Below are 23,059 nucleotides of genomic sequence, written 5' to 3'. Positions count from 1 at the left end.
TACGCAAGGGCCGGTCGACCCTTACCCTGATGCCTGCTCGATAGTTACTCGCGAGTTAAACAACAACCTGAATCCCCACCGTGAGTTAACCCAGCCGCACGAGTCAGCCGCACCGTCGCGGGCCCCCGGAGGATGTCGTGAGCGATACACAGACCTTGATCGAGAACCGTCCGCCGTCCGTGGCAGCCATCTTCCTGGAGCGCGTGGCGGCCACACCGGACGCCGAGGCCTACCGCCACCCCGTGCCGCCGGCCTCCGGCCAGGGCCCCGACGAGTGGAAGTCGCTCAGCTGGGGCCAGGCGGCCGAGCGGGTGTATGCGATCGCGGCCGGGCTCATCGAGCTGGGCGTCCAGCCCGAGCAGCGGGTGGCGCTCGCCTCCTCCACCCGGGTGGAGTGGATCCTCGCCGACCTCGGCATCATGTGCGCCGGCGGCGCGACCACGACCGTCTACCCGCAGACCAACGCCGACGAGTCGGCGTTCATCCTCTCCGACTCCGAGAGCCGGGTGCTGATCGCCGAGGACGCGGCCCAGCTCGCCAAGGCCGTGGAGAAGCGCGCCGAGCTGCCCGCGCTGACCAAGGTCGTGGTCATCGACCCGGCCGGCGTCGAGAGCGGCGACTGGGTGCTCACCCTCGCCGAGCTGGAGGAGCGCGGCACCGCCTACCTGGAGCAGCACCCGCAGCTGATCAAGGAGCGGGTCGGCGCGATCACCAAGGACCAGCTCGCCACCCTCATCTACACCTCCGGCACCACCGGCCGCCCCAAGGGCGTGCGCCTGCCGCACGACAACTGGTCCTACATGGCGAGGGCCACCGCCGCGACCGGCCTGATCAGCGCCGAGGACGTGCAGTACCTGTGGCTGCCGCTCGCGCACGTCTTCGGCAAGGTGCTCACCTCCGGCCAGATCGAGGTCGGGCACGTCACCGCCGTCGACGGCCGGGTCGACAAGATCATCGAGAACCTGCCGGTGGTGCAGCCGACGTACATGGCGGCCGTGCCGCGCATCTTCGAGAAGGTCTACAACGGCGTCGCGGTCAAGGCCCGTGAGGGCGGCGCGGCCAAGTACAAGATCTTCCAGTGGGCCGCCGAGGTGGCCCGCGAGTACGCCAAGGTCAGCCAGGACAACTTCCGGCGCACCGGCACCGCCGCCGTGCCGTTCGGGCTCGCCGCCAAGCACAAGGTCGCCGACACCCTCGTCTACGGCAAGCTCCGCGAGGCCTTCGGCGGCCGGCTGCGCGCCTGCGTCTCCGGCGCCTCCGCGCTCGCCCCGGAGATCGGCTACTTCTTCGCCGGCGCCGGCATCCACATCCTGGAGGGCTACGGCCTCACCGAGACCTCCGCCGCCTCCTTCGTCAACCCCGGCGAGGCCTACCGCACCGGCACGGTCGGCAAGCCGCTGCCCGGCACCGAGGTCCGCATCGCCGACGACGGCGAGATCCTGCTGCGCGGCCCCGGCATCATGGAGGGCTACCACCAGCAGCCCGAGAAGACCGCCGAGGTGCTGGAGTCCGACGGCTGGTTCCACACCGGCGACATCGGCGAGCTGTCGCCCGACGGCTACCTGCGCATCACCGACCGCAAGAAGGACCTCATCAAGACCTCCGGCGGCAAGTACGTCGCTCCGGCCGAGGTCGAGGGCCAGTTCAAGGCGGTGTGCCCGTACGTCTCCAACATCCTGGTGCACGGCGCCGACCGGAACTACTGCACCGCCCTCATCGCCCTGGACGAGCTCGCCATCCTCGACTGGGCGAAGGAGAACGGGCTGGAGGGCAGGTCGTACGCCGAGATCGTCGCCGCGCCGCAGACGGTCGAGATGGTCGACGGGTACGTGCGCGAGCTCAACGCCGGACTGCAGAAGTGGCAGACCATCAAGAAGTTCCGGCTGCTGCCGCGGGACCTCGACGTGGAGCACGGGGAGATCACGCCGAGCCTGAAGCTGAAGCGGCCGGTGGTGGAGCGGGAGTACAAGCACCTCATCGAGGAGATGTACGCCGGGACGCGCGAGGCGTAGCGCGGTTGCGGAGGGGCGGCGGGGGACCGCCGGCGGCTGCGGCTCGTCCGTGGCTCGTCACGCGGTTTCCCGCCGCCCCTTTGATGCTCGCCGGTGCCCGAATCGTTTCCTCTTCTGGTCACTTCAGTAACTCAACGCTTCTGGGCGCCTCCGGTCTGTCACCCTGGCCGCATGGACATGGCGGCCATACCGACGCAGCGGGAGAGCGGCGGCACCCACCCCGGTGAGACACGGGGACGGGCCACGCTGCCCGGGAGCCCCCTCGCCCCGGGGTCGGCCCGCGCGCTGGTGCGGGCCGCGCTGGCCGAGGCGCCCGGGGTCTCCGCCCGGCTCGCCGACGACGTCATGGCCGTCGTCAGCGAGCTGGTCACCAACGCCGTCGTGCACGCCGGTACGGAGGTGCACGTCGAGTGGCGGCTGGAGCAGACCGGCGCGTTCGTGGTCGAGGTGCACGACCAGCACCCCTCCCGGGCCCCGCGGGACGCCACGGGCGGCGAGGGGCCGTACGACACCCCCGAGTACGGGCGCGGCCTGCGCCTGGTCGCCACGCTCGCCGAGTCCTGGGGCGTCACCTACCGCGCCGGTGCCAAGACCGTCTGGGCGCGGCTGCCCCCGGGCGGCGGCGAGGCCCTGGACGGCCCCGGCCCCGAACCCGCCCTGGGGGTCGCCGAGCACCTCGCCCCGCAGCCGCAGCGCGCCGAGGGCGACCGGGACTGGCTCGGCCGGGGCGCCCTGTCCTTCCTCGCCGAGGCCTCCGACCTGCTCGCCGGACAGCTGGACGAGAACCTGGTCGCCGCGCTCACCGGCCAGCTGATCGTGCCCCGGCTCGCCGACTGGTGCGCGGTGTGGCTGGAGGACGAGGCGACCGTGCGCGGCGGCGCCGGCGGCGGGCCCGCCCGGGTCTGGCACGCCAGCGAGGCCCGCATCGAGGAACTGCGGTGCGCCCTGGAGAAGGAGCCGCCGTGCCCGCCGGACGGGCCGCGCTCCGGCCCCGAGCCCTATCCCTGGCCCGGCCACGCCCTCGGCCCGCAGGGCGTCCACGGGACGGCGCTGTCGTACCGGCTGATCGCGGGCGGCCGGCCGCTCGGCACGCTGGTCATCGGCCGGTGCGGGACCACCGGCTTCCCCGACGAGGTCACCGGGCTGGTGGAGGACCTCGGCCGCCGGGTCGCCCTCGCCATCGGCGCGGCCCGCCAGTACGCCCGCCAGGCCACCATCAGCGCCGTCCTGCAGCGCGGCCTGCTGCCCGGCGCGGTCGCCGAGATCCCCGGCGTGCGCAGCGCGCTCGTCTACGAGCCCTGCGACAAGGGCGGCCCGAGCGGCGACTTCTACGACCTGTTCCCGGCGGGCGACGGCCGCTGGTGCTTCGCCGTCGGCGACGTCCAGGGCAAGGGCCCGGAGGCCGCCGTGGTGATCGGGCTGGCCCGCCCCTGGCTGCGCCTCCTCGCCCGCGAGGGCTACCGGGTCGCCGACGTCCTGGACCGCCTCAACCAGCTCCTGCTGGACGACGCCACCGAGGCCGCCGACGCCGCCGCCCGCGCCCTGGTCGCCGGCGGCCGGCCGATGGCCGCCGGCGACGGCCCGCAGACCCGCTTCCTGTCCCTGCTGTACGGCGAGCTGACGCCGTACGACGGCGGGGTCCGCTGCACCCTGGCCTCCGCCGGCCACCCGCTGCCGCTCGTCCTCGGCCCCGACGGCACCGTGCGCACCGCCGCCCGCCCGCAGACGCTGCTCGGCGTCGTGGAGGACGAGACGTACACCAGCGAGACCCTGGAGCTGCGGCCCGGTGACAGCCTGCTGTGCGTCACCGACGGGGTCACCGAGCGGCGCTCCGGCAGCCGCCAGTTCGACGACGGCGACGGGCTCGCCCGCGCCCTGTCCGGCTGCTCCGGGCTGAGCGCCGAGCTGATCGCGGAAAGGATCCGCCGCCTGGTCCACGACTTCGGCGGCGGCCTGCCCGAGGACGACCTGGCCCTGCTGGTGCTCCAGGCGGAGTAACGCCCGCGGTGCTGGACAATGGAAGGCATGCCTTCCGCACTCCCCGACGGCGAGCCCGTCCCCGCCGACGGCGCGCTGCCCGCGCACGCGCTCGCCGGGGCCGCAGGCCGCCCGCTCGGTTTCTACCTGCACGTCCCGTACTGCGCGACCCGCTGCGGCTACTGCGACTTCAACACCTACACCGCGACCGAGCTGCGCGGCACCGGCGGTGTGCTCGCCTCCCGCGACAACTACGCCGACACCCTGGCCGACGAGATCCGGCTGGCGCGGAAGGTGCTGGGCGACGACCCCCGCGAGGTCCGCACGGTCTTCGTGGGCGGCGGTACGCCGACCCTGCTGGCCGCCGACGATCTCGTACGGATGCTGGGGGTGATCCGCGCCGAGTTCGGACTGGCGCCGGACGCGGAGATCACCACGGAGGCGAACCCGGAGTCCGTCGACCCCGCCTACCTGGCCACCCTCCGCGAGGGCGGCTTCAACCGGATCTCCTTCGGCATGCAGAGCGCGCGGCAGCACGTGCTGCGCGTGCTCGACCGGACGCACACCCCCGGCCGGCCCGAGGCGTGCGTCGCGGAGGCGAGGGCGGCGGGCTTCGAGCACGTCAACCTCGACCTGATCTACGGCACGCCGGGGGAGAGCGACGACGACTGGCGGGCGTCCCTGGCGGCCGCCCTCGGCGCCGGCCCGGACCACGTCAGCGCCTACGCGCTCATCGTCGAGGAGGGCACGCAGCTCGCCCGCCGGATCCGGCGGGGCGAGGTCCCGATGACCGACGACGACGTGCACGCCGACCGGTACCTGATCGCGGAGGAGATGCTGAGCGCGGCGGGCTTCGACTGGTACGAGGTCTCCAACTGGGCCACCTCCGAGGCGGGCCGCTGCCTGCACAACGAGCTGTACTGGCGCGGCGCCGACTGGTGGGGCGCGGGCCCCGGGGCCCACTCGCACGTGGGCGGGGTCCGCTGGTGGAACGTGAAGCACCCGGGCGCCTACGCGGCGGCCCTGGCCTCCGGCCGCTCCCCGGGCGCGGGCCGTGAGCTGCTGTCCGACGAGGACCGGCGCGTCGAGCGCGTCCTCCTGGAGCTGCGGCTGCGGGAAGGGGTCCCGCTGTCCCTGCTGAAGGAGGAGGGGCTCGCGGCCTCCCGGCGCGCCCTGGCGGACGGACTCCTCCAGGAGGGGCCGTACGGGGAGGGGCGGGCCGTGCTGACCCTGCGGGGGCGGCTGCTGGCGGACGCGGTGGTACGGGACCTGGTGGACTGATCACCCCGGCGGGTGAATCCCCCGGAACGCCGGCCGGGCTGCGGAGACGACCCCTGGGGACGACCGACCGTTGACCGCCGGCCCCGAGTGCGTCAGGCCCCGTCGCCGCCCGTGACGAAGTCGATCAGCTCCTCCACGCGTCCCAGCAGCTCCGGCTCCAGGTCCTTGTAGGAGCCCACGCGCTTCAGGATCGCCTGCCACACCGCGCCGGTGTTCTCCGACGGCCAGCCCAGGGCCCGGCACACCCCGGTCTTCCAGTCCTGCCCCTTCGGCACCGCCGGCCACGCCGGGATGCCCAGTGACGCCGGCTTCACCGCCTGCCAGACGTCGATGAACGGGTGGCCGACCACCAGGGCGTGCTCGCTGGTCACCGACTGCGCGATGCGCCACTCCTTCGTGCCGGGCAGCAGGTGGTCCACCAGGACGCCCAGGCGGGCGTCGGGGCCCGGGGCGAAGTCGGAGACGATCGCCGGCAGGTCGTCCACGCCCTCCAGGTACTCCACGACCACGCCCTCGATGCGCAGGTCGTCGCCCCACACCTTCTCGACCAGCTCGGCGTCGTGCCGGCCCTCCACGTAGATGCGGCCGGCACGGGCCACGCGCGCGCGGGCCTGGGGGACGGCGACCGAACCGGAGGCCGTGCGGGCGGGCCGTACCGGAGCCGAGGAGGACGGCCGGACCAGCGTCACCACCCTGCCCTCCAGCAGGAAGCCGCGCGGCTCCAGCGGGAACACCCGGTGCTTGCCGAAGCGGTCCTCCAGGGTCACCGTGCCGGCCTCGCAGCGGATCACCGCCCCGCAGAACCCGGTGCCGGGCTCCTCCACCACCAGGCCGGGCTCGGCAGGAACCTCCGGTGCCGGCGTCGGCTTCTTCCAGGGAGGGGTCAGGTCGGCGGAGTACACACGAGGGCGCGGGCCCGAAGGGCCCTCATGGGAAGGGCGGTGGCGGGAGACGGGTGGGCGCATTCGGATGACGATAGGAGAAGCCGTGCGGCGGGGCGTACGACACGCCGGTGCCGGGCGGGAGGAGGGGCTCAGATCACGCCGAACCGCGTTGCCAGGGCGTCCCGTTGGCGGCGGACGAAGCCCGCGTCCACCACCGCTCCGTGACCGGGTACGTACAGCGCGTCCTCGCCGCCGAGGGCCAGCAGCCGGTCGAGGGCGTCCGGCCAGCGGGCCGGGACCGCGTCCGGGCCCGCCTGGGGCTCGCCGGACTCCTCCACCAGGTCGCCGCAGAACACCACCTCCGGATCCCCCGGCACCAGGACCGCGAGGTCGTACGCCGTGTGGCCGGGGCCCACGTTGGCCAGCAGCGCCTGCCGGCCGCCGCCGAGGTCGAGGGTCCACTCGCCGGAGACCAGGTGGCCGGGCGGGACGAGCGCGTCCACCGCCTCGTCGGCGTCCGCCACCGGCAGCCCGTTCCTGACCGCGTCCAGGCGCAGCTCCTCGCGGTCGTACGCCAGCGCCGCGTCCAGGCCCACCGCCGCGAACACCTCCGCCCCGGCGAACACGGACGCGCCGAACACGTGGTCGAAGTGGGGGTGGGTGAGCGCGAGATGGGTCACACGGCCGCCCGCCAGCTCCTCGGCCGCCGCGCGCAGCCGGGCCCCCTCCGCCAGGCTCGACCCGGCGTCCACGAGGAGCGCCGTACCCTCCCCGAGGACCAGCCCCGCCGTGCAGTCCCAGCCGGGCAGCCGGCACCGCCCCACCCCGGCGGTCAGCCGTTCCCACCCCAGCTCTTCCCAAGTCACGGTCATAGCGGCGACGCTAGCGGTACGACCCCGTACCGGGGCCCGACCTTGCCCAGTGTGTACCCGACAGCCGTACACTGGGCCGGGGAACGTTGGCACTCGCATGCGAAGAGTGCCAGGCCGACGACCCGAAGGGACGAGGGGACGACATGCTGGAGGTGCGCGCGAATGCTGAGTGAACGCAGGCTTCAGGTACTGCGCGCCATCGTCCAGGACTATGTCGGCACCGAGGAGCCGGTCGGGTCGAAGGCCCTGACCGAGCGGCACAACCTCGGGGTCTCCCCGGCGACCGTCCGCAACGACATGGCGGCCCTGGAGGACGAGGGGTACATCGCCCAGCCGCACACCAGCGCGGGGCGGATCCCCACGGACAAGGGCTACCGGCTGTTCGTGGACAAGCTGGCGGGCGTGAAGCCGATGAGCGCGCCCGAGCGGCGGGCCATCCAGAACTTCCTGGAGGGCGCCGTCGACCTGGACGACGTCGTGGCGCGCACGGTGCGGCTGCTGGCGCAGCTGACCCGGCAGGTCGCCGTGGTCCAGTACCCGTCGCTGACCCGGTCCACCGTCCGGCACGTGGAGCTGCTCTCGCTGGCTCCCGCGCGCGTGATGCTCGTGCTGATCACGGACACCGGACGGGTCGAGCAGCGTATGGTCGACTGCCCGGCGCCGTTCGGCGAGTCCTCGCTCGCGGACCTCAGGGCGCGGCTCAACAGCCGGGTCGCGGGCCGCCGGTTCACCGATGTGCCGAAGCTGGTCGAGGACCTGCCGGAGGCCTTCGAGCCGGAGGACCGCGGTACGGTCTCCACGGTGCTCTCCACTCTGCTGGAGACACTGGTGGAGGAGAACGAGGAGCGGCTGATGATCGGCGGTACCGCCAATCTCACCCGCTTCGGACATGACTTCCCCCTCACGATCCGGCCCGTCCTGGAGGCCCTGGAGGAGCAGGTCGTGCTCCTCAAGCTCCTGGGCGAGGCGAAGGAACCGGGCGTGACCGTGCGTATCGGTCACGAGAACGCCCACGAGGGACTCAACTCCACCTCCGTCGTGTCGGTCGGCTACGGTTCGGGCGGCGAGGCGGTTGCCAAGCTCGGCGTGGTCGGACCGACCCGCATGGACTACCCGGGAACGATGGGAGCGGTACGCGCAGTGGCACGGTACGTCGGACAGATCCTGGCGGAGTCGTAAGTGGCCACGGACTACTACGCCGTTCTCGGCGTGCGCCGCGACGCGTCGCAGGATGAGATCAAGAAGGCGTTCCGTCGGCTCGCGCGCGAGCTGCACCCGGACGTCAACCCCGATCCGAAGACCCAGGAGCGGTTCAAGGAGATCAACGCCGCTTACGAGGTGCTGTCGGACCCGCAGAAGAAGCAGGTCTACGACCTCGGCGGCGACCCGCTCTCCCAGTCGGGCGGCGCGGGCGCGGGCGGCTTCGGCGCCGGCGGCTTCGGCAACTTCTCCGACATCATGGACGCGTTCTTCGGCACGGCGTCGCAGCGCGGGCCGCGCTCGCGCACCCGGCGCGGCCAGGACGCGATGATCCGGATCGAGGTCGAGCTGGACGAGGCGGCCTTCGGGACGACCAAGGACATCCAGGTCGACACCGCGGTCGTCTGCAACACCTGCAACGGTGAGGGCGCGGCCCCGGGCACGTCCGCGCAGACGTGTGACATGTGCCGCGGCCGCGGTGAGGTCTCCCAGGTCACCCGGTCCTTCCTGGGCCAGGTCATGACCTCGCGTCCCTGCCCCCAGTGCCAGGGCTTCGGCACGGTCGTGCCGACCCCGTGCCCGGAGTGCGCCGGCGACGGCCGGGTCCGCTCCCGCCGCACGCTCACCGTGAAGATCCCGGCCGGTGTGGACAACGGCACGCGGATCCAGCTCGCCGGCGAGGGCGAGGTCGGCCCCGGCGGCGGTCCGGCCGGCGACCTGTACGTCGAGATCCACGAGCTGCCGCACCCGATGTTCCAGCGGCGCGGCGACGACCTGCACTGCACGGTCACGATCCCGATGACGGCGGCGGCCCTCGGTACGAAGGTGCCGCTGGAGACGCTGGACGGCATGGAGGAGGTCGACATCCGGCCCGGTACCCAGTCCGGCCAGTCCATCCCGCTGCACAACCGGGGTGTCACGCATCTGCGCGGCGGCGGCCGGGGCGACCTGATCGTGCACGTCGAGGTGACCACCCCGACCAAGCTGGACCCCGAGCAGGAGCGACTGCTGCGCGAGCTGGCCAAGCTCCGCGGCGAGGAGCGCCCGCAGGGCCAGTTCCAGCCGGGTCAGCAGGGGCTGTTCTCGCGGCTGAAGGACGCCTTCAACGGGCGCTGAATCCGGGCGTAGGGGGTGCTCCCGCACCCTCTATGCCGGTGTCCTATGCCGGGGGACGCCCGGATTCGGACTTGTTCGGAGGACGTGACAACATGCGGTCATGTCCTCCGCGCTGACCGATCTCTTCCCCCACCCGATCGTGCAGGCCCCCATGGCGGGCGGCGTCTCCGTCCCGCAGCTCGCCGCCGCCGTCTCCGAGGCCGGTGGCCTCGGGTTCCTCGCTGCCGGGTACAAGACCGCCGACGGCATGTACCAGGAGATCAAGCAGCTGCGGGGGCTCACGAACCGGCCGTTCGGCGTGAACGTGTTCATGCCGCAGCCGGAGCACGCCGAGTCCGGCGCGGTGGAGGTGTACGCGCACCAGCTGGCCGGCGAGGCCTCCTGGTACGAGACCGAGCTGGGCGACCCGGACAGCGGCCGGGACGACGGCTACGATGCCAAGCTCGCCGTCCTCCTCGACAACCCGGTGCCGGTGGTCTCCTTCCACTTCGGCGTGCCGAGCCGGGAGGTGCTCGACACCTTCCGCCGGGCGGGGACCTACACCCTGGTCACCGCCACCACCGCCGAGGAGGCCCGCGCGGTCGAGCGGGCCGGCGCGGACGCGGTGATCGCCCAGGGCGCGGAGGCCGGCGGACACCACGGCACCCACCGGGACCTGCCGGAGAACGACGGCTCCGGCATCGGACTGCTGGCGCTGATCGCGCAGGTCCGGGAGGCCGTCCGCATCCCGGTCGTCGCGGCCGGCGGCATCATGCGCGGCAGTCAGATCGCCGCCGTCCTCGCGGCGGGCGCGTGCGCGGCCCAGCTGGGCACCGCCTTCCTCGCCACCCCCGAGTCCGGCGCGCACGCCCTGCACAAACAGGCGCTGACCAACCCCCTGTTCGCGCGCACCGAGCTGACCCGCGCCTTCTCCGGCCGCCCGGCCCGCGGACTGGTCAACCGCTTCCTGCGCGAGCACGGCCCGTACGCGCCCGCCGCCTACCCGGAGATCCACCACCTCACCTCCCCGCTGCGCAAGGCCGCCGCCAAGGCCGGGGACGCGCAGGGCATGGCGCTGTGGGCGGGGCAGGGCCACCGGATGGCCCGGGAACTGCCCGCCGGACGGCTGGTGGAGGTGCTGGCGGCCGAACTCGCCGAGGCCGGGACAGCGTTGTCGGACCCGCAGCGAGCCGGAGGTGACCCGCGATGACCGCGCCCGTCTTCGTCGTCGACCGGTTCGAAGGACTCGACCGGATCGGGCCGGATTTCGTGCTCGACGGCCCCGAGGGCCGGCACGCCGTGTCCGTGAAGCGGCTGCGGCCGGGCGAGGACGTGGTCCTCACCGACGGGCGCGGACGCTGGGCGGAGGGCGTCGTCAAGGCCGCCGAGGGCAAGGACCGGCTGGTCGTCACGGACCTGGAGTCCGTGCACGAGGAGCCGCCGGCCAGCCCGCGTATCACCGTCGTCCAGGCCCTGCCCAAGGGCGACCGCGGCGAACTGGCCGTCGAGACGATGACCGAGGTCGGCGTCGACGCGATCGTGCCCTGGCAGGCGTCCCGCTGCATCACCCAGTGGAAGGGCGAGCGCGGGCTGAAGGCCCTCGGCAAGTGGCGGGCCACCGCCCGCGAGGCCGGCAAGCAGTCCCGCCGGGTCCGCTTCCCCGAGGTCGCGGACGCGGCGACGACCAAGCAGGTGGGCGCCCTGCTCGCCCGGGCGGACTTCGCCGCCGTGCTGCACGAGAGCGGCGACGCGCGCCTGGCCACCGCCGAACTGCCCGCCGAGGGCGAGATCGTGCTGGTCGTCGGCCCCGAAGGCGGCGTCTCGCCGGAGGAGTTGGCGCTCTTCGCGGAGGCGGGCGCGCAGCCCTACGTCCTCGGCCCCACCGTCCTGCGCACCTCCACCGCCGGCACCGCCGCCGCGGCCCTGCTGCTGGGCCGTACCGGCCGCTGGTCCTGACTCCCCGGGGGACACCTTGGAACTGGCACAAGTCCGGCTGCTCGTCACCGACTTCGCCGCCTGCTACCGCTTCTACGCCGACGTCCTCGGCCTGAAGCCGCAGTCCGGGGCGGCCCGCGGCCCGTACGAGAAGTTCAGTCCGCACACCGGCTCCGCCGGGATCGCGCTGCAGGACCGCGCGATGATGGCCGAGGTCCTGGACGAACTGGGCGACACCGCCACCGGGCACCGCTCGCTGGTCGTCCTGCGCGTGGACGACCTCGACGCCTACTGCGCCGCGATCACCGGCCGCGGCGCGGTCCTGCTGCACGGCCCGGCCCCCATGACCGACCGCATGCGCGTGGCCCACCTCAAGGACCCGGAGGGCAACCTCGTCGAACTCCAGGAGTGGCTGCTGCTGCGCGGCTGACGGCGCGCCCCGCCGGGGCGCGGTGACGGCCGTCCGTCGCCCGCGGCACCGGTGCGGCTGGGCGCGCGGTTCCCGCGCCCCTTCCGGGGGCGCACCCCGAACGAGTGAGTGGCCGTATGCGGTCTTCCGCACCGTTCGGGCCGGTGGCACGCTGCCGTGTATGGGCGTATCGAGGCGGATACGGCGCGGGGTGCGCGCGGTGGCCGTGGTGGGGCTCGTCGGGGTGGGCGCGGGTGCCGTCACGGCGTGTCAGCCGGGCGGGCTCGGGTCCGCGACCGTCGCCTACACCACCGACCGGACCGCGACCGCCGCGCTGGAGCACCGGCACGTGAACGTCGCCTGGCTGACCTGCACCGGGCGCCAGGGCGACGACCGCACGCGCGGCACCTCGCCCGCGCCGACCGAGAGCACCGTCGTCTCCGTCGACTGCCAGGGCGAGACGGACGACGGGCGGAAGATCGTCGTCGCCGGGCTGGTGACCAAGGCCGTCGACGGCGCCTGCGTGCGCGGTGACCTGACGGCCGAGGTCGGTGGCCGGCGGGTGTTCCACGCCGACGGGCTCGGCAACTGCGCGGCGACGCCCGGGCCGACGTACCGCCCGCCGACCGGGGGACAGCCGAAGCCGGAGGTGACCGTGACCGTCACCGTCACGCGGACCGTCTGGCCCGTGCAGGGCAAGTGATCCGAAACCGGCAGCGGGGCACACCGGTCGCTGCGTAGAGTGACGGGGTGACTCAGGGTGCTTCGACGGGAACCACGGAAACCGGAACGTCCGCCTATCTCCGATTCCCCCATCCGCACGGCGACTTGGTGGCCTTCGTCGCCGAGGACGACGTGTGGCTCGCCCCGCTGGACGGCGGCCGGGCCTGGCGGGTCAGCGCCGACAACACGCCGGTGACCCGGCCCCGGATATCGCCGGACGGACGACACCTCGCCTGGACCTCCACCCGGGACGGCGCCCCCGAGGTGCACGTCGCCCCGGTCGACGGGGGCCCCGCCCGGCGGCTGACGTACTGGGGCAACCGCCGTACCGAGGTGCTCGGCTGGACCCCCGACGGGCGGGTGCTCGCGCTCGGCGCGCACGGCCGGCCCAGTTCCCGGCACAGCTGGGCGCACGCCGTCCCGCTGGACGGCGGACCGGCCGAGACCCTGCCGTACGGCCCGGTCGGCGATGTGGCCCTCGGGCCGGCCACCGTGCTGCTGTCCGCGCCGATGGGCCGCGAGGCCGCCCACTGGAAGCGCTACCGGGGCGGTACGGCGGGCAAGTTGTGGATCGACCGGGACGGCAGCGGCGCGTTCGTCCGGCTGCACGAGGACATCGCCGGGAACATCGAGTGCCCGGTGTGGGCGGGGGACCGGATCGCCTTCCTCTCCGACCACGAGGGCACCGGCGCGCTCTACTCCTCCCTCGCCGACGGCTCCGACCTGCGCCGGCACTCGCCACTCGACGGCTTCTACGCCCGGCACGCCGCCGGTGACGGCACCCGGGTGGTCTACGGCTCGGCCGGTGAACTCTGGCTGCTGGACGACCTGGAGGGTGCCGAGCCGCGCCGGCTGGAGGTGCGGCTGGGCGGGCCACGGATCGATCTGCGGCCCCGCCCGGTGAACGCCGCCCACTGGTTCGACGCGGCGTCCCCCGACCACACCGCGCGCGGCAGCGCCGTCTGCGTGCGCGGCGGGATCCACTGGGTCACCCACCGCTCCGGCCCGGCCCGCGCCCTGGCCGCCACCCCCGGCGTGCGCGCCCGGATGCCGCGCGCCTTCCGCGCAGAGGGCGAGGAGTGGGTGGTGTGGGTGACGGACGCCGAGGGCGAGGACGCCCTGGAGTTCTCTCCCGCGACCGGCACCGTGCCCGGCGCCCCGCCGCGCCGGCTCGCCGCCGGACAGCTCGGCCGGGTCCTGGAGCTGGCCGTGGCCCCCGACGGCAGCCGGGCCGCCGTGGCCGCGCACGACGGCAGGCTGCTCATGGTCGAACGCGAGACCGGCGAGGTCCGCGAGGTCGACCGCAGCGACGACGGCGAGGTCTTCGGCCTGGCCTTCTCGCCCGACTCCGCCTGGCTCGCCTGGGCCCACCCCGGCCCCCGCCCGCTCTCCCAGCTGCGCATCGCCCACACCACCGACCTCTCGGTCACCGAGGCGACCCCGCTGCGCTTCCAGGACTACGCGCCCGCCTTCACCCTCGACGGCAAGCACCTCGCGTTCCTCTCCAACCGCGCCTTCGACCCGGTCTACGACGAGCACGCCTTCGACCTCGCGTTCGTGGTCGGTGCCCGCCCGCACCTGATCACCCTGGCCGCCACCACCCCCTCGCCGTTCGGCCCGCAGCGCCACGGCCGCCCGTTCGAGGCCCCCGACAAGGACGAGACCCCCGACAGCGAGGGCACCCCGGCCACCCGGATCGACCTCGAAGGGCTCGCCGACCGGATCGTGCCGTTCCCGGTGGAGGCCGGCCGCTACACCACGCTGCGGGCCGCCAAGGACGGCGTCCTCTGGCTGCGCCACCCCGTGGAGGGCGTCCTCGGCGCCTCCCGCGCGCACCCGGAGGACCCCGAGCCGCACAGCGAGCTGGAGCGCTACGACCTGGCCCAGCGCCGCCTGGAGCACCTCTCCTCCACCGCCGACCACTTCGAGGTCAGCGGCGACGGCAAACGCGTCCTGCTGTGGAGCGACGGCCGCCTGCGGGTCGTCCCGAGCGACCGCCGCACCGGCACCGAGGACGACGGCGACAGCAGCGTCACCGTCGACCTCGCCCGCGTCCGGCAGACCGTCGACCCGGCCGCCGAGTGGCGGCAGATGTACGACGAGACCGGCCGGCTCATGCGCGACCACTTCTGGCGGCCCGACCTCGGCGGCACCGACTGGGCCGGCGTCCTGGACCGCTACCGCCCGCTGCTCGGCCGGCTCGCCACCCACAGCGACCTGGTCGACCTGCTGTGGGAGCTGCACGGCGAACTCGGCACCTCGCACGCCTACGTCATCCCGCGCGGCGGCTCCGGCGGCCCCCGGCAGGGCCTGCTCGGCGCCGACGTCTCCCGCCACGCGGACGGCAGTTGGCGCATCGACCGGATCCTCCCCTCGGAGACCTCCGACCCGGACGCCCGCTCCCCGCTCGCCGCACCCGGGGTCGCGGTCCGCCCCGGGGACGCGATCATCGCGGTCGCCGGCCATCCCGTGGACCCGGTGACGGGCCCCGGCCCGCTGCTCGTGGGCACCGCCGGCCACCCCGTCGAACTGACCGTCTCCCCGGCCGGCGGCGGCGAGCCGCGCCACACCGTTGTTGTCCCGATCGCCGACGAGGAACCCCTGCGCTACCACGCCTGGGTGGCCGACCGCCGCGCCCACGTCCACGCGGCCTCCGCCGGCCGCCTCGGCTACCTCCACGTCCCCGACATGCAGGCCCCCGGCTGGGCCCAGATCCACCGCGACCTGCGCGTCGAGGTGGCCCGCGAGGGCCTGGTGGTCGACGTCCGGGAGAACCGCGGCGGCCACACCTCCCAGCTCGTGGTCGAGAAGCTGGCCCGCCGGATCATCGGCTGGGACATCCCGCGCGGCATGCGCCCCACCAGCTACCCCCTCGACGCACCGCGCGGCCCGGTCGTCGCCGTCGCCAACGAGTTCTCCGGCTCCGACGGCGACATCGTCAACGCGGCCATCAAGGCCCTCGGTATCGGCCCGGTCGTCGGCACCCGCACCTGGGGCGGTGTCATCGGCATCGACAGCCGCTACCACCTGGTCGACGGCACCCTGGTCACCCAGCCGAAGTACGCGATGTGGCTGGAGGGCGTCGGCTGGGACGTGGAGAACCACGGCGTGGACCCGGACGTGGAGGTCGTCCAGACCCCGCAGGACTGGGCAGCGGGCCGGGACGCCCAGCTGGACGAGGCCGTCAGGCTCGCGCTGGAGGCACTGGAGACCAGCCCCGCGAAATCTCCGCCGGACATGCCGGCGTGAGGGGCGCGGGGAACCGCGCGACGAGCCACGGACGAGCCGCAGCCGAACGACTACCATGCCAACCACATTGATCATCGGTGAAAGCGAGCGCAGCGCATGGCCGGAGAACCGCAGGACGACTGCCTGTTCTGCAAGATCGTCAAGGGGGAGATCCCGGCGACGATCGTCCGCGAGACGGACACGACCGTAGCCTTCCGGGACATAAACCCCCAGGCCCCGACCCACGTCCTGGTGATCCCCAAGGCCCACTACGAGAACGCGGCGGCCCTCGCCGCCGGGGCGCCGGAACTCGCCGCCGACGTCCTGCGCGAGACCCAGGCCGTCGCCGACGAGGAGAAGCTCGACAGCTACCGCGTCGTCTTCAACACGGGCAGCGGCGCCGGCCAGACCGTCTGGCACGCCCACGCGCACGTCCTCGGCGGCCGCGGCCTCCAGTGGCCCCCCGGGTGAGCAACCGTGTCCGTACGTGAACTGGTGGTCCTCGGCACCGCCAGCCAGGTCCCGACCCGGCACCGCAACCACAACGGCTACCTGCTGAGGTGGGACGGCGAGGGCATCCTGTTCGACCCCGGCGAGGGCACGCAGCGGCAGATGCTGCGCGCCGGGGTCGCCGCCCACGACCTGAACCGGATCTGCGTCACGCACTTCCACGGCGACCACTCCCTCGGTCTCGCGGGCGTCATCCAGCGGATCAACCTGGACCGGGTGCCGCACGAGGTCACCGCGCACTATCCGCGTTCTGGTCAGCGCTTCTTCGACCGCCTGCGCTACGCGACCGCCTACCGGGAGACGGTCGGCCTCACCGAGGCCCCGGTCGCCGCCGACGGCATCCTCGCGGTGACCCGCTCGTACACCCTGGAGGCCCGCCGGCTCTCGCACCCCGTCGAGTCCTACGGCTACCGGCTGATCGAACCCGACGGCCGCCGCATGCTGCCCGAGCGGCTCGCCGCGCACGGCGTCAGGGGCCCGGACGTGGGCCGTCTCCAGCGCGACGGCCGGCTCGGGGACGTAACCCTGGAGGACGTCAGCGAGGTGCGGCGCGGGCAGCGGTTCGCGTTCGTCATGGACACCCGGCTCTGCGACGGCGTGCACGCGCTCGCGGAGGGCTGCGACCTGCTCGTCATCGAGTCCACGTTCCTCGACGAGGACGTCGAACTCGCCGTCGAGCACGGGCACCTGACGGCCGGGCAGGCCGCCGCCGTGGCCCGGGACGCCGGCGTGCGGCACCTGGTCCTCACCCACTTCAGCCAGCGCTACACCGAACCCGAGGAGTTCGAGCGGCAGGCACGGGCGGCCGGCTTCGAGGGCGAGCTGACCGTGGCCTATGACCTGCTGCGGGTGCCGGTTCCGAAACGGCGGTAAACCACCCGTACGATGCTTTGATGCCCCTCCCCACAGCAGAACTGCACCTCCACATCGAAGGCACCCTGGAGCCCGAGCTGGCGTTCGAGCTGGCCGCCCGCAATGGTGTGACCCTTCCGTACGCGGACACCGACGCCCTGCGCAAGGCCTACCAGTTCGAGGACCTCCAGTCCTTCCTGGACCTCTACTACGAGCTGATGGCCGTCCTGCGCACCGAGCAGGACTTCGCCGACCTGGCCGACGCCTATCTCGCCCGGGCCGCCGCGCAGGGCGTGCGGCACGCGGAGATCTTCTTCGACCCGCAGGCCCACCTGGCCCGGGGCGTGGCCATGGGCACGGTCGTGGAGGGGCTGTGGCGGGCGCTGGGCGCCGGCGAGGCGAACCACGGCGTCTCCACCAGGATGATCATGTGCTTCCTGCGCGACGAGTCCGCCGAGTCGGCCCTCGCCACCCTGGAGGCCGCGAAGCCGTACCTGGACCGGATCACCGGTGTCGGCCTGGACTCCGCCGAGGTCGGGCATCCGCCGGTGAAGTTCCGGGAGGTGTACGAGGCCGCCGCCGCGCTCGGGCTGCGCCGGGTCGCGCACGCCGGCGAGGAGGGCCCGCCGGAGTACATCACCGAGGCGCTGGACGTGCTCGGCGTGGAGCGCGTCGACCACGGCCTGCGCTGCATGGAGGATCCGGCGCTGGTCGAGCGGCTGGTGCGGGAGCGGGTGCCGCTGACCCTGTGCCCGCTCTCCAACGTCCGGCTGCGCGCCGTGGACACCCTCGCCGACCACCCGCTGCCGGCCATGCTCGACGCCGGTCTGCTGTGCACGGTCAACTCCGACGACCCGGCGTACTTCGGCGGGTACGCGGGCGACAACTTCGACGCGGTGCGCTCGGCGCTGGGCCTCGACGAGGAACGGCTGCGCGAGCTGGCCCGCAACTCCTTCCTCGCCTCCTTCCTGGAGGACGACGAGGAGCGCAGGGCCCGGTATCTGGCCGAGGTCGACGCCTACAGGTTCGGGGACGCGGTGTCGTAGGCGCGCCGGACGGGCACGACGGGCGTCTCCACCGGGACCTCCAGCACCGGGAGTCCGGCGACCGGCAGGGTGCGCCTGCCGGTCCGCAGCGCCACCGCCGTCAGCGGTACGGCGACCAGCAGCAGCCCCGCGGCGAGCGCCAGCCCCATCCCCGGGAAGCCCGCCCGGTCCGCCAGCACGCTGCCGGTCAGCGGGCCCGCCGCCGTGCCCAGGGAGGACGCCGAGCCGACCAGGACCGTCCAGCGGCCGCGCGGGTCCAGGGACGCGGCCAGGGCGATGAGGTACGACAGCACGACCGGGTAGAGCAGGTTCCAGGCGATCTCGCCCGCCGCGAACGCCGGCAGGCCGGCCGCCGCCGCGCTGAGCGCGATGCAGCCCGCGATGAGGGCCGTACCGGCGCCGATGGGCAGCGCCCGGCCCAGCCGCGGGCCGAGCGCGCCCGCGCCGACGACGCCGAGGAGCCCGGCGCCGAGCGCGACCGCGAAGACCGCGCCGACGGTGACCTCGGTGAGGTGAGCCTGGTCGAGGCCGATGCGCCCGCTGACACCCCACAGGGCGTTCTGGGCGAGGGACCAGAAGGGCATCGCGGCGGCCAGGAGGAGCCCGGCCCGGGGGTGGGGGAGACGGTCGTACCCGGGGGCCCTGCGGGCCGGGGCCGTACGGGCGGGCAGGCGGCCGGTGAGCGGCCAGACGGCGAGCGCGGTCAGGGCGATCGCGGCCAGCGGCAGGCCGTGGCCGGGCCCGAGGTGGGGGATCGTCAGGTACAGGGCGCCGGCGAGGGCGGAGACGCCGAGCAGGCCCAGCGTGGTGACCCGGTGCGGATCCCGCGCCCACGCTCGGACGCCCTCGTGCGGGGGGACCCCCACGGCGGCGATGCCGCTCGCGGCCACCGCCGTCACCGTTCCCGACCCGAGGCCGCCGATCACCGCGCCCGCGACGACGGCCGGTACGACGGTGGTGAGGGCGGCGCCGCCGTAGCCGAGGGCGGCGAGCGCGAGGCCGGCGCGGGCGAGGGTGCGCGGGCCGGTCCGGTCGACGCGGGAGGCCAGCAGGAAGCCGGCCGTCGCCGAAGCGAGCAGCAGGGCGCTGCCGACGGCACCGGCCTGGGTGGCGGTGAGCGGGAGCCCGGCGGCGAGTCTGCCGACGGTGGTGGGCAGCAGGTACGGGGCGAGGTACCCGGCCGTGAACAGGGCGACGAGGGGCCAGGGCAGGGTGCGGGGGGCGGACACGGGCGTTCCCAGGGCAGGCGGAAGGAGCGGCTCGGAAAAGGGGGTTGGGCGACGGCCGTCGAGGGACGGGAACGCGCGAGCAAGTTGTATCAAGCACGCGGTTCCGGAAGAAGTCCGGTGGGTGTGATCCGGGCCACGGTCGCGTTTGGGGGTGGTGGAAGGGGGTAGGAGCGTCTAGCCTCTGTTCTCATATGTAGACGCTATTCATAAGAGGAGATGGTCCAGGTGGGCGGCGACCCGGCTCCGCAGGACGTGGCGCGACGGCTGCGGGAGGGGATGGCGCGGGGCGTGCTCTCCTTCCCGCTCACCGCCTTCCACGACGACGGCACCCTCGACCCCGACGGCTTCCGCGCCCATGTCGCCGGCCGGCTCGCCGCCGGGCCCGGCGCCGTCTTCCCGGCCTGCGGCACCGGCGAGTTCTTCTCGCTGGACGAGGACGAGTACCGGACGGTCGTCACCGCCACCGTCCAGGAGGCGGCCGGCCGGGTGCCCGTGGTCGCCGGCACCGGATACGGCTGGGCGCAGGCCGCCCGGTTCGCGCGGATCGCCGAGGAGGCCGGCGCCGACGCCCTGCTCGTCCTGCCGCACTACCTGACCGAGGCCCCGCAGGACGGCCTCGCCGCCCAGCTGGAACAGCTCGCCGCCCGCACCCGGCTGCCGCTGATCGCCTACCAGCGCGGCCAAGTCGCCTACACCGCCCACACCTTGCGGCGCATCGCCCGCATCCCGAACGTCATCGGGGTCAAGGACGGCCACAGCGACCTCGACCGGCTCCAGCGCCTCACCCTGGCCGCCCCCGACGGCTTCCTCTTCTTCAACGGCGCCGCCACCGCCGAGATCCAGGCCCGCGCCTACGCCGCCGTCGGTGTCCCCGCCTACTCCTCCGCCGTGCACGCCTTCGCCCCCGAGGTCGCCGGCGTCTTCTTCGCCGCGCTCCGGGACGGGGACCACGGCACCGTCGACAAGCTGCTGCGCGCCTTCTACGTCCCGTTCGTCGAACTCCGCGACCGCGCACCCGGATACGCCGTGTCCCTGGTGAAGGCGGCGGCCCGGCTGCGCGGCCAGCCCGTCGGGCCCGTGCGCGCCCCGCTCATCGATCCCGCGCCCGCCGACCTCGCCGACCTGAAGGCCCTCCTCACCGCCGGACTCGACCTCGTAGGAGCCTCCCTGTGACCCGTGACCTGACCATCGCCGAGGTGCGGCTGACCCCGATCCTGGTCGCCGACCCGCCGCTGCTCAACACCCAGGGCGTGCACCAGCCGTACACCCCCCGGCTGATCGTGGAACTCGTCACCGCCGACGGGATCACCGGGCTCGGCGAGACCTACGGCGACACCAAGTACCTGGAACTGGCCCGGCCGCTCGCCGAGCGACTCACCGGGCGCTCGGTCATGGATGTGAACGGCCTGTTCGAGATCGACCTCGGTGTCGACGAGTCCCGGGTGCAGGGGGAGGTGGACGCCGGCGGGCTGCGCGGTGTGCAGAGCGCCGACAAGCTCCGGCTGTCCGTGCTGTCCGCCTTCGAGGTCGCCTGCCTCGACGCCCAGGGCAAGGCGCTCGGGCTGCCCGTGCACGCGCTGCTCGGCGGCAAGGTGCGGGACGCCGTCGAGTACAGCGCCTACCTCTTCTACAAGTGGGACCGGCACCCGGCGGGCGTCCCCGCCGAGCCGGACCCGTGGGGTGCCGCGCTCGACCCGGCCGGCGTGGTGGCACAGGCGCGCCGGCTCCAGGAGTTGCACGGCTTCGGCTCGTTCAAGCTCAAGGGCGGCGTCTTCCCGCCCGACGAGGAGATCGCCGCCGTCCGCGCCCTCGCCGAGGCCTTCCCCGGCCACCCGCTGCGGCTCGACCCCAACGGCGCCTGGTCCGTGGAGACCTCGCTGAAGGTCGCGAAGGAACTCGGCGACGTCCTGGAGTACCTGGAGGACCCGACGCTCGGCACGCCCGCCATGGCAGAGGTGGCCGCCGGCACGGACATCCCGCTCGCCACCAACATGTGCGTCACCACCTTCGGCGAGATCAAGGAGGCGTTCACGAAGGACGCCGTGCAGGTCGTCCTCTCCGACCACCACTACTGGGGCGGCCTGCGCAACACCCGGCAGCTCGCCGCGATCTGCGCCGCCTTCGGCGTCGGGGTGTCCATGCACTCCAACACCCACCTCGGCATCAGCCTCGCCGCGATGACCCAGGTCGCGGCCACCGTCCCGGACCTGCACCACGCCTGCGACTCCCACTACCCCTGGCAGTCCGAGGACGTCCTCACCGAGCGGCTCGCCTTCGCGGGCGGCCGGGTCGCCGTGTCCGACGCGCCCGGCCTCGGCGTCGAACTGGACCGCGGCGCGCTGGACCGGCTGCACCGGAGGTGGGCCGAGGACGACGGCTCGCTGCGCGACCGCGACGACGCGGCGGCCATGCGCAGGGCCGAACCGGACTGGCGGACACCGGTGATGCCCCGCTGGTGACCGGCGCCGCACGGGATACCGGTGCGTGACCTGGTGCACACTGGCCAGAACCGCACCACGCCAGGGAGCGCACCGTGACGCCGTCGCACACCCTCACCGGAGAGGAACCGGAACACCTCACCCAGGCAGCGCGCTGCCAGACCCAGGTCGACCCGCTCGCCGCGCTGCGCGCCCCCGGCGACCCGCCCTGGGACGTCTACCTCACCGGCACGGTCTTCCTCGACATCATCTTCACCGGCCTGGACTCGGCGCCGGTGCGCGGCACCGAGTCCTGGGCCCGGGGCATGGGCTCGAGCCCCGGCGGGGTCGCCAACATGGCCACCGCCCTGGCCCGGCTCGGCCTGCGCACCGCCCTCGCCGCGGCCTTCGGCGACGACCACTACGGCGAGTACTGCTGGGACGCGCTGGAACAGGGCGAGGGCATCGACCTCTCGGCCTCGCGGACCGTACCCGGCTGGCACTCCCCGGTCACGGTCTCCATGGCCTACGAGGGCGAGCGGACCATGGTCTCCCACGGGCACGAGCCGCCCACCGAGGCCGTCCTCCGCCAGGAGGCGGCCGCCGACCGGCCACCGCGCTCGCGGGCCGCCGTGGCCTCCCTCACCCCCGGGCGCGGCGCGCCGTGGATCGCGCAGGCCGCCCGCGTGGGCACCCGCATCTTCGCCGACGTCGGCTGGGACGAGACGGGCGCGTGGGACCTGTCCGGCCTGGCCGACCTGGAGCACTGCGAGGCGTTCCTGCCCAACGCGGAGGAGGCGAAGCGGTACACCGGGACCGACTGCCCGCGGCTGGCCGCGCACGCCCTGACCGAGTACGTGCCGGTGGCCGTGGTGACGCTCGGCTCGGAGGGCGCGTACGCCGTGGACCGGCGGACCGGGGAGACGGCGGAGGTGCCGGCGATCGCGGTGGAGGCGCTGGATCCGACGGGGGCCGGGGACGTGTTCGTCGCCGGGTTCGTGACGGGCTCCCTGGCGGGGTGGCCGCTGGCGGACCGGCTGGCCTTCGCCGGACTCACGGCCGCGCTGTCGGTGCAGGAGTTCGGTGGGTCGCTGTCGGCGCCGGGGTGGTCGGAGATCGGGGCGTGGTGGCGGCGCGTGCAGTCGCTGCCGGGGCAGTCGCCCGCGGCGCTGCGGCGGTACGAGTTCCTGGAGGGCCTGGTGCCGGAGGAGCTGGACCGGCCCTGGCCGCTGCGGCGGGCCGTGCCGACCATCGGTTTCCGCCGGTCCGGCTGAACGCCCGCCCGGATCGCGGCTCGGCCCGGGAGAGCCGGTCGTATGAAAAGCCCTACGGCGTTGTCAGCCCTCCGTCGTACCCTGGACGTGCGAGGCCGCCCTCAGCCGTGCGGCC

At 74.0% G+C, this 23,059-nt stretch carries 19 protein-coding genes; 16 read left to right on the top strand and 3 right to left on the bottom strand.

The genetic code is table 11. The annotated features are described in order from the left end of the window. Positions 1–137: 137 nt before the first annotated feature. From ABZ923_RS20215 to hemW, 3 genes are all read left to right on the top strand, one after another. A complete protein-coding gene (locus ABZ923_RS20215) occupies positions 138–2,012 on the top strand; it encodes an AMP-dependent synthetase/ligase (RefSeq protein WP_361473427.1) in 1,875 nt (624 codons plus the stop codon). Between the two features lie 177 nt (positions 2,013–2,189). Beyond that, entirely contained in the window at positions 2,190–4,010 is a 1,821-nt protein-coding gene (locus ABZ923_RS20210; protein WP_361473461.1) for a SpoIIE family protein phosphatase, read from the top strand. 27 nt (positions 4,011–4,037) lie between these two features. Beyond that, a complete protein-coding gene (gene hemW, locus ABZ923_RS20205; protein WP_361473424.1) occupies positions 4,038–5,270 on the top strand; it encodes a radical SAM family heme chaperone HemW in 1,233 nt (410 codons plus the stop codon). A gap of 92 nt (positions 5,271–5,362) precedes the next feature. Here the strand turns inward: hemW and ABZ923_RS20200 are convergent, their stop codons facing one another. Further along, positions 5,363–6,172: a DUF3097 domain-containing protein gene (locus ABZ923_RS20200; protein ID WP_361473421.1), complete on the bottom strand. Its 810-nt coding sequence runs from the start codon at positions 6,170–6,172 to the stop codon at positions 5,363–5,365. Positions 6,173–6,303: 131 nt separating this feature from the next. After that, positions 6,304–7,026, bottom strand: a complete 723-nt coding sequence (locus ABZ923_RS20195) for an MBL fold metallo-hydrolase (protein WP_361473418.1) — start codon at positions 7,024–7,026, stop codon at positions 6,304–6,306. 162 nt (positions 7,027–7,188) lie between these two features. On the opposite strand from ABZ923_RS20195, the gene hrcA reads away from it, so the two are divergent. The 10 genes from hrcA to ABZ923_RS20145 all read left to right on the top strand — a co-directional run bounded on the left by hrcA (position 7,189) and on the right by ABZ923_RS20145 (position 18,024). Beyond that, positions 7,189–8,205, top strand: a complete 1,017-nt coding sequence (hrcA, locus tag ABZ923_RS20190) for a heat-inducible transcriptional repressor HrcA (protein ID WP_361473415.1) — start codon at positions 7,189–7,191, stop codon at positions 8,203–8,205. Next, positions 8,206–9,342 (top strand): molecular chaperone DnaJ, encoded by a 1,137-nt coding sequence (gene dnaJ / locus ABZ923_RS20185; protein WP_361473412.1) that lies wholly within the window; start codon positions 8,206–8,208, stop codon positions 9,340–9,342. It begins immediately after the preceding gene. A gap of 100 nt (positions 9,343–9,442) precedes the next feature. Beyond that, positions 9,443–10,531: a nitronate monooxygenase gene (locus ABZ923_RS20180; protein ID WP_361473409.1), complete on the top strand. Its 1,089-nt coding sequence runs from the start codon at positions 9,443–9,445 to the stop codon at positions 10,529–10,531. Next, complete coding sequence (locus tag ABZ923_RS20175) at positions 10,528–11,277, top strand: 16S rRNA (uracil(1498)-N(3))-methyltransferase (protein WP_361473406.1); 750 nt, start codon at positions 10,528–10,530, stop codon at positions 11,275–11,277. Before ABZ923_RS20180 ends, ABZ923_RS20175 begins: the two co-directional genes overlap by 4 nt. A gap of 16 nt (positions 11,278–11,293) precedes the next feature. After that, entirely contained in the window at positions 11,294–11,686 is a 393-nt protein-coding gene (locus ABZ923_RS20170) for a VOC family protein (protein ID WP_361473403.1), read from the top strand. Between the two features lie 160 nt (positions 11,687–11,846). Further along, entirely contained in the window at positions 11,847–12,368 is a 522-nt protein-coding gene (locus ABZ923_RS20165; protein WP_361473400.1) for a hypothetical protein, read from the top strand. A 128-nt stretch (positions 12,369–12,496) separates the two neighbouring features. After that, positions 12,497–15,637: a PDZ domain-containing protein gene (locus tag ABZ923_RS20160; RefSeq protein ID WP_361473458.1), complete on the top strand. Its 3,141-nt coding sequence runs from the start codon at positions 12,497–12,499 to the stop codon at positions 15,635–15,637. 96 nt (positions 15,638–15,733) lie between these two features. Then, positions 15,734–16,087, top strand: coding sequence for a histidine triad nucleotide-binding protein (locus tag ABZ923_RS20155; protein WP_361473398.1), 354 nt, complete (start codon positions 15,734–15,736; stop codon positions 16,085–16,087). A 6-nt stretch (positions 16,088–16,093) separates the two neighbouring features. After that, entirely contained in the window at positions 16,094–16,999 is a 906-nt protein-coding gene (locus tag ABZ923_RS20150) for a ribonuclease Z (protein ID WP_361473395.1), read from the top strand. A gap of 20 nt (positions 17,000–17,019) precedes the next feature. Beyond that, complete coding sequence (locus ABZ923_RS20145; RefSeq protein WP_361473393.1) at positions 17,020–18,024, top strand: adenosine deaminase; 1,005 nt, start codon at positions 17,020–17,022, stop codon at positions 18,022–18,024. On the opposite strand, the gene ABZ923_RS20140 is transcribed toward ABZ923_RS20145, so the two are convergent. Next, complete coding sequence (locus tag ABZ923_RS20140; RefSeq protein ID WP_361473390.1) at positions 17,997–19,253, bottom strand: MFS transporter; 1,257 nt, start codon at positions 19,251–19,253, stop codon at positions 17,997–17,999. The two genes, ABZ923_RS20145 and ABZ923_RS20140, sit on opposite strands and share 28 nt — an antisense overlap. A gap of 216 nt (positions 19,254–19,469) precedes the next feature. Between ABZ923_RS20140 and ABZ923_RS20135 the strand changes: the two genes are divergently transcribed. From ABZ923_RS20135 to ABZ923_RS20125, 3 genes are all read left to right on the top strand, one after another. Continuing rightward, a complete protein-coding gene (locus tag ABZ923_RS20135) occupies positions 19,470–20,426 on the top strand; it encodes a 5-dehydro-4-deoxyglucarate dehydratase (RefSeq protein ID WP_361473387.1) in 957 nt (318 codons plus the stop codon). Further along, positions 20,423–21,712: a glucarate dehydratase family protein gene (locus ABZ923_RS20130; RefSeq protein WP_361473385.1), complete on the top strand. Its 1,290-nt coding sequence runs from the start codon at positions 20,423–20,425 to the stop codon at positions 21,710–21,712. Before ABZ923_RS20135 ends, ABZ923_RS20130 begins: the two co-directional genes overlap by 4 nt. 74 nt (positions 21,713–21,786) lie before the next feature. After that, a complete protein-coding gene (locus tag ABZ923_RS20125) occupies positions 21,787–22,944 on the top strand; it encodes a PfkB family carbohydrate kinase (RefSeq protein WP_361473382.1) in 1,158 nt (385 codons plus the stop codon). The last annotated feature ends 115 nt before the right edge of the window (positions 22,945–23,059 follow it).

It is taken from the genome of Streptomyces sp. NPDC046881 (assembly GCF_040645015.1).
Classification (GTDB): Bacteria; Actinomycetota; Actinomycetes; order Streptomycetales; family Streptomycetaceae; genus Streptomyces.
Note: the sequence above shows the minus strand (reverse complement) of the source record. Positions and strands in the feature narration are given on the sequence as shown.

Excerpts from the sequence above, each read along its gene's own strand:
- ABZ923_RS20210 (WP_361473461.1), top strand. The coding sequence starts at position 2,190 with ATGGCGGCCATACCGACGCAGCGGGAGAGCGGCGGCACCCACCCCGGT.
- hemW (WP_361473424.1), top strand. The coding sequence starts at position 4,038 with ATGCCTTCCGCACTCCCCGACGGCGAGCCCGTCCCCGCCGACGGCGCG.
- ABZ923_RS20195 (WP_361473418.1), bottom strand. The coding sequence starts at position 7,026 with ATGACCGTGACTTGGGAAGAGCTGGGGTGGGAACGGCTGACCGCCGGG.
- hrcA (WP_361473415.1), top strand. The coding sequence starts at position 7,189 with ATGCTGAGTGAACGCAGGCTTCAGGTACTGCGCGCCATCGTCCAGGAC.
- ABZ923_RS20180 (WP_361473409.1), top strand. The coding sequence starts at position 9,443 with ATGTCCTCCGCGCTGACCGATCTCTTCCCCCACCCGATCGTGCAGGCC.
- ABZ923_RS20175 (WP_361473406.1), top strand. The coding sequence starts at position 10,528 with ATGACCGCGCCCGTCTTCGTCGTCGACCGGTTCGAAGGACTCGACCGG.
- ABZ923_RS20165 (WP_361473400.1), top strand. The coding sequence starts at position 11,847 with ATGGGCGTATCGAGGCGGATACGGCGCGGGGTGCGCGCGGTGGCCGTG.
- ABZ923_RS20155 (WP_361473398.1), top strand. The coding sequence starts at position 15,734 with ATGGCCGGAGAACCGCAGGACGACTGCCTGTTCTGCAAGATCGTCAAG.
- ABZ923_RS20145 (WP_361473393.1), top strand. The coding sequence starts at position 17,020 with ATGCCCCTCCCCACAGCAGAACTGCACCTCCACATCGAAGGCACCCTG.
- ABZ923_RS20135 (WP_361473387.1), top strand. The coding sequence starts at position 19,470 with ATGGTCCAGGTGGGCGGCGACCCGGCTCCGCAGGACGTGGCGCGACGG.